The sequence below is a fragment of the Microcoleus sp. POL10_C6 genome (genome assembly GCF_036701585.1).
Taxonomy (GTDB): Bacteria; Cyanobacteriota; Cyanobacteriia; order Cyanobacteriales; family Microcoleaceae; genus Microcoleus.
On sequence record NZ_JAUBRB010000077.1, the window covers coordinates 18379 to 25057 of the forward strand.

The 6679-nt window shown below is 44.3% G+C and carries 5 protein-coding genes; 1 reads left to right on the forward strand and 4 read right to left on the reverse strand.

The annotated features are described in order from the left end of the window. From QUA34_RS27245 to QUA34_RS27255, 3 genes are all read right to left on the reverse strand, one after another. Positions 1 to 1682, reverse strand: a 1682-nt coding sequence (locus QUA34_RS27245; protein WP_333390267.1) for a hypothetical protein, incomplete at its 3' end; no start/stop codon positions are given. A gap of 294 nt (positions 1683 to 1976) precedes the next feature. Then, the gene (locus QUA34_RS27250; RefSeq protein ID WP_333390269.1) at positions 1977 to 3545 is read right to left on the reverse strand and encodes a tetratricopeptide repeat protein; all 1569 of its coding nucleotides are present in this window, start codon (positions 3543 to 3545) and stop codon (positions 1977 to 1979) included. 192 nt (positions 3546 to 3737) lie between these two features. Beyond that, the gene (locus QUA34_RS27255) at positions 3738 to 4574 is read right to left on the reverse strand and encodes an RNA polymerase sigma factor (RefSeq protein WP_333390271.1); all 837 of its coding nucleotides are present in this window, start codon (positions 4572 to 4574) and stop codon (positions 3738 to 3740) included. Positions 4575 to 5079: 505 nt separating this feature from the next. Between QUA34_RS27255 and QUA34_RS27260 the strand changes: the two genes are divergently transcribed. Next, complete coding sequence (locus QUA34_RS27260; protein WP_333390274.1) at positions 5080 to 6255, forward strand: AAA-like domain-containing protein; 1176 nt, start codon at positions 5080 to 5082, stop codon at positions 6253 to 6255. Between the two features lie 243 nt (positions 6256 to 6498). Here the strand turns inward: QUA34_RS27260 and QUA34_RS27265 are convergent, their stop codons facing one another. Beyond that, on the reverse strand, positions 6499 to 6663 hold the full coding sequence (locus QUA34_RS27265; protein WP_333390275.1) for a hypothetical protein: 165 nt from the start codon (positions 6661 to 6663) through the stop codon (positions 6499 to 6501). Positions 6664 to 6679: the final 16 nt, after the last annotated feature.

A 6679-nucleotide genomic window follows, 5' to 3' on the forward strand; every position in this document is an offset into this window, starting at 1 on the left:
TCTGCATGACGAATTGTGTGCCATAGATTACCATCACTGGTTACAGCGCATACCTGTAGCTTACCATCACCCCCTGCACAACTCATATTTACAAAATTGCCACGATTTCCAGCAGCTACTTTCACATCAACGAAAGGAGACCAAGAGCCATCTGCCTGACGAATTGTGTGCCACAAGCTGCCTGAACTGTTAATAGCACATAGGTGAATTACATCGCTGATTCCTTGGAGAGCTACATCGGTAATAAAACCACGATCTCCAGTCTGTCCTTCAACATCTCCAAATGATGACCAACTTCCACTGGGAAAACGAATTGAGTGCCACAATTTTCCATCTGATGTTGTGCCTGAAATATGTAGGAGGCTGCCCTTCTCTTGATACGCTAATACTGTGGGTAAAGGGGTTCCTCGCGGAATATTGTCTAGTTCATTATCAGGGATAATAACGACATCTTCCCACTTATAACCTCTAGCTTCAAAGGTAGCAGGATCCGGAATCGATCGACGCTTGCCCGACTCCATGACACAAATTTCCGGGCTGCTTCCTTTGAGCAAAGCTCCATCCCGCCCACCACTTAGCGGCGCTCCTAACGGAATATTGTTTAGCTCATCATCAGGGATAGCTTTCACATCTTCCCATTTAAAACCGTTAATTTTAAAGGTAGCAGGATCAGTAATCCCTCGGCGCTTGCCCGACTCCATGACATAAATTGTTGGGGAACTTCCTTGGAGTAAAACTCCATCCTTCAACAATGCGATTGGAAATAGACGTAGCCCCAAAGGAATATTTGCTAAGTCCGAGTCAGAGATAATGATAACCGCATCCCACTTATAACCTCTAGCTTCAAAGGTAGCAGGATCCGGAATCGATCGACGCTTGCCCGACTCCATGACATAAATTTCCGGGCGACTTCCTTTGATCAAAGCTCCCTCTTTTATTGAGGGTACACCTTGGTAGTTATAGGTGAAAGTCTGTACCCAACTTTTTACGTCATTAGTAATTCCGCGAGTGTAGTCAAAGTTCCACTGTATTCTTACACGAATCTCAAGAATCGGAGGTTTGCCTTTGGGAACTTTAACAATTAGAGCTGGTTTCCAAGTATAACCAGCCGCAGAAGCTGGAAAAGGGTCTGCTGGTATGCCAGGACTTTTAAAACTTATACATGGCAATTTACAGCGCCAAGTTACACCGTTTTCCAAACGACTGGCTAAAAAACTAACATCTGGACTTGCAAAGCTCACACCCCAAGAAGCATTAATTCCTGCTGTACCAGTTGGTTCATCGCCTTTAAAGCCTCCCTGCAACCCTGCTCCTATACTAAAGCTGGTCGTATTTGTACCAACAGTTGAGTCAGGGCCGTATTGGTACACTGTACTCGATTCGGTTAGACAAGTAACTACCAGATCCATCTCTGTAGCATAGTAACCTACAGAGAACACATTGTTTTTCGATGTAGTAACACCATGCGTCATCGACCCCACAAATGCGTAGTAGTCGTAGGAAGGATCATTTCCTGTCAACTTATAGGGCAGAAAGTGGATATATCCGTACAAACGTTGATCTGATGTATTAACAGTTCCCCAGCCAATGTCTGAACGACCATTAAGTGTGATTTGTTGAGTAAAATCTTTGCCACCAGTTTCCCAGGCACCTGCAGGAAGTTTATTTTCTTCGTTGCTCATTTTGTATTCCTTTTATTTGTCCAGTGTGTAGTAGAATGAAGTCCGAAAGTAAAAAAGCTGCTTTACATCTATTGGGTTTAGAGGAAGCAGTGAATCTTTTTACCAAGAAGTTAAGTCTCAACCATTAAAAATTAAATTTTTCATAGCACGAGAAGTTAACATCCTGGCTTGATTCTGCTATTAGAACGATTTCAGAAATAAACTTGTGATTTTTTTGAGTTTGAGGCTTTTTTCCCTAAATAGATGCACCCAATAAACAAACCCTCAAACCTAAAAACCCTTTCAAACCACAACCTACAAACCTTCCAACCCTTCCTTAACCTCCCCGCGAGCCGGGTAAAACAAATGCTGACTCAGAGCATTTCGATAATTCTGCACAGCACCCACCACATCCCCCAAGCCCGACAACGCTCTACCACTCCAGTAATGTCCAACACCGGGATTAAAATTCATCAATTCCAGAGCGCAAACGCACCCCTTCTCCAACCAACCCCGACACTTCTCCTCCTCACCCAGAACCCCATAACTCTCACCCAACCACACCGCCGCAGGTACAGATTGCAAGCAACCCCCCCTTTCTAATAACAACAGCCAACCTTGCTCCAACACCTCCACCGCCTCCCGGTGTCGCCCCGCCAGCGCCAACACCCGCCCATGTCGGAACCAAGCATCAGCTAACTGCGGCTGTAGCTGCATTCCCCGCGCCGACAACGCACATCCACGCTCCATCTCTTGAAAATGTTCCACCAGCACCCGTCCCGCCGTCGCCCAGACACTCCAGCGCTCTGGAAACCGCGCCAACATCTCTTCTACCAAAGGTTGTAGCTCCTCTCCTCTCCCCGCCACAGGTAAAATTTCGCACAACGCCCGATAAATTTCCCCATCATTGGGATACAACCGATATGCCTTCAGCATCGCTTCCGCCGCCGCCATAGAATTCCCGGTGCGGAATAGACATCGCCCATAGAAATACCAGCCACCCAGATTAAGCGGATGCTGTTCGACAAACTGCTGCAAAACAGCCACCCCTTTTTTCCACTCCCCTCGAAACAAGTGGTACTGCGCCAGCGAATCATGAACATAAGCAGCATTGGGAGCAATTCGCAGCATCGTTTGAATCATTTGCTTTGTCCGCTTACCTTCCTCACCCCCAACTAATCCCGTACCACAGCGACTATCCGCCAGCAGTTTCAGACTCCGCAAATCCTGGGGAAACACCTCCAGCACTCGCTGCAAACGTTGTTCCGCTTCCTGCAAGTTCCCCAACATCATCAGCGCATCATAGCTGTGACTATTAGCTACAACGTCATTCGGATTGAGTTGCAAAACCGTATCAAAAGCTTGCAACGCTGCAATGGGAGCCTCTTTTTCCAAATAAATCAATCCCAGAGCCAGCCAGTGAGCCGTATTCTCTGGTTCTAGCAATGTTGCTTGTTCAAAAGACATCGCCGCCTGCTCAATACAACGGCGACACACTGCAATTAATCCATTAATATGATGTCCGACTGCTTCGTTCTCAGATAAACTTTTAGCCGTTTCATAAACTGCAATTGCTTCAGTCTCTTTCCCCATTAACTGCAATATTTTTCCCAAGAGCAATTTCACATCAATTAATTGAGGTTGCCGTTGTAGCACTTGGCGATATTCTTCCACTGCTTGCTGCCAGTTGCCCATTGCATATAGCAGTTCGGCTAATTCCCTTCGTTTCTTCCATCCAGTCGGATACTTTTGTACGTATTTAGTTAATGTTTTAAGCTTGATATCTTGCCTGGTGAGTTTCTCATCTAAAACTAGATAAGCATTCATTTCCACCCCGGTAAGCTGATTAAGCTGTACCAGGCAAGTAGCAGTGACTCTAGACATATTGGAGTAAACCTATTATAGTTAATGGCTTTTAAATGCACCCCAATATCTGCAACACTTTCCTTTTAAGGTATGTTGTTGCGAGTTAGCGCTCTTATCTGAGTTTTCATAAGAGCGCTAAAACGCAACAACGTACCAAACTCGCCCCTACAATCAGACTTGAAAAGCTCTGTATTCTGTAATATTTCGGAATTATTTCCAACTCAAAAGGCTGGATGAGCTATATCTCGTATGTAGCAGTGAATCAAGATAAGTAGTTGTTACCTTATAATCAATTGGCTGTTGCACATACTCTTCTACCCTCCACATTTCACATCCGGATGTTTTCGGTTCATGCGAGTTCGGTTCCTCGACTTCTGCCGTATCCAAACCTAAACGATAATTGTGCAACTGCTTTTGCAGAATCTCTCGTGCCAGTTGGATGCGTTTACGCACATTATTCTCAGAAAGAGCCAATTTTTGGGCAATATCTCGGTAAGGCATCTCCTCATACCACCGCAAAATGGAAGGGTCTCGCAGTTTGGCAGGTAGACTATTAATAGCACGGCGTATGTGTTGGGTCGTTTCCTGACGGAGCATGGCAGCTTCGGGTGATTCGCTGCTACCAGCAATTCCCTCATCTTCTGAAATATTTTCAATGTTCTCGACACCCTTTGCACCTTTCTTGCGTTCTCGATATATATCGATGCAGATATTATGAGTTAGTCGAGCCAGCCAAGCTTTAGGATAAGTAATTGTGCCAGCGAAAGAAGGCATTTTCTCCCAGGCTTTTTGCCTTGCTCGACTCAGTGCTTCTTCTGCCTCTACCCGATCGCCTCCCATCCATGTTTGACAGCAACGGTAGAGATAATCTTGATGCCATATCCATAACTGCCAGAACGCCCTTTTGTCGCCTTGAGACAGGCATTTTAATAGGAGTTGCTCGTCTAATTTTGTCTCACTTGTGGCTTTTTGAGCGATCAGGGAACGAAATCTGTGGATAGTTACATTCGTTGTTACATTCTCTGTCAAGCTTTCTTTATCTAGCATCAAGTTGTTCCTTCACTAAGACAGCCATTGGCTGAACAAGCTTAAAGTCCAGTCTGCCTCTTGTCCTCGCTGTAAACAATCGCAGTTTTGGCAGTTAAGATCCGAAGTTAAGGATTTTTCCTCCTCAAATCCCCAGCCAATACTACTCGTATGGGTGTAAAAGCGGGAAAATTTAGTGGCTACCATTCTATGGCGGGACAATAAACTTCTTTGGAGAAAGGGGTCTATAACCAAAATGTCCCGTTTTAGCTTGGTAGCCAATTTAGCCACCTCATGAGCCAAACTTGCTAAAATTCAGAAAAATTTCCTACAATCATGGAAAATACTCTCTTATTTCGGTTGTTTAGCTTAACTAACGGCTGTTAAGTTATCTAGTTTTTTAAGTTCTAGGCTAATACAGTAGGATTGCAGACGATTTCCGGTGCAAACGAGAGGGATTGAAAGCATTTCCTCTATTTTTTCAATTTAATAGTTAAATGTACAGTACCTTAACTTGAATAACCCCATGTATCAGCCTAAATACAGACGCAGGCGCGGTGTCATCCTTACCCCTCAAGGATCGAGCAAACTTCAGAAAGCGAAATCTGAGGCGGAATTTAAAGAAAACTGTGGCTACCGGTACACTCTTGAAAAGTTGAGCGATCGCACAGGCTTAGCTGTAGATACCTTGCTCCGGGTCAATAATGGCTCTACTACCGTTGATAAGCAAACCCTCAAGCGCTATTTCAGGGCTTTTAATCTAATTTTGGAGCCATCTGATTATTCTTGGCCAGAAACTCAGATTAAAGAAGTTGAACCCGATCGTGTAGATGTAAAGCCAGAATTACCGGGGGGTCAAGTACCTCTCGATTCGGCGTTTTATGTAGAACGCCCTCCCATTGAATCTCGCACCTGCGAAGCGATTTTGCAACCTGGTGCCTTAATACGCATCAAAGCTCCCCAACTAATGGGTAAAACTTCCTTGATGGCAAGAATCCTGGAACGGGGGAGAAAAGAGGGCTATCAAACAGTGGTGTTGAATCTCAAGCTGGCTGATGAAAAAGTATTCACCAATCTGAATCGATTCTTGCAATGGTTTTGTGCTTGCGTGAGTCGGAGCTTGAAGCTACCGAACAAACTAGCAGACTATTGGGATGAGATGTTTGGTAGCAACTATAACACCACCGATTATTTTGAGAATTATTTATTAGCTCAAATCGATTCACCGCTGGTACTCGCCTTAGATGATGTCGATCGCCTTTTCACTCACCACGAAATTGCCTCTGACTTTTTTGGTTTGCTGCGAGCTTGGTACGAAAAAGGCAAGTATGGCGATCGCAGTAGTAATATCTGGCAGAAACTTCGGTTAGTAGTAGTACACTCGACAGAAGTTTATATTCCCCTCAATATCAATCAATCCCCATTTAATCTAGGGCTGTCAGTTGAAATACCTGATTTTACCAGCGCTCAAGTGCAAGATTTAGCACTTCGGCATGGATTGAATTTGCCAATACAGGATGTAGAGAAACTAATACATTTTGTGGGTGGAAATCCCCATTTAATCCGATTGGCTTTATATCATATTTGGGCGCAGGATATCTCGCAGGAACAAATGTGGCAAATAGCACAAGTGTGGAAGATTGTCACAAAACTTTACATTATTCCCTATATTCCTCCTCTACACCCTAATCTTATCCGGTAAAAATCCGCTTCTAGAAATCGAACCGGATACCTGTTTCTACATCCAGAATTAAGCTTTAGTCAGAAGCAAAAATTTTGAGTTAGAAACAGACCCGCCGGATTTTGGTGTAGAGTCTGACTACACAAATTATTATCTAAATAAGTTCACAATCTATTCTTCCCTTGGCGTTCCCGAACTTTGGAGATAGCGCGGGCAAACCTTAGAACTATATCAGCTTGTAGAGGGAAAATACGATCGTGCTGCTCAAAGTTTAGCTTTTCCATTTTTGGCGATCGCAGAAGTACCCGGATTTATTAAACAAAGCAGGGCGATCGGACAAATAGCAGCCGTCAGTTGGTTTCCGACAATAATTAGGGTTTGCTGAATAATTGATCGCAGACCACTAGCAGGAGCGATCGATATATTCAAGGTGAGTTAAATATAA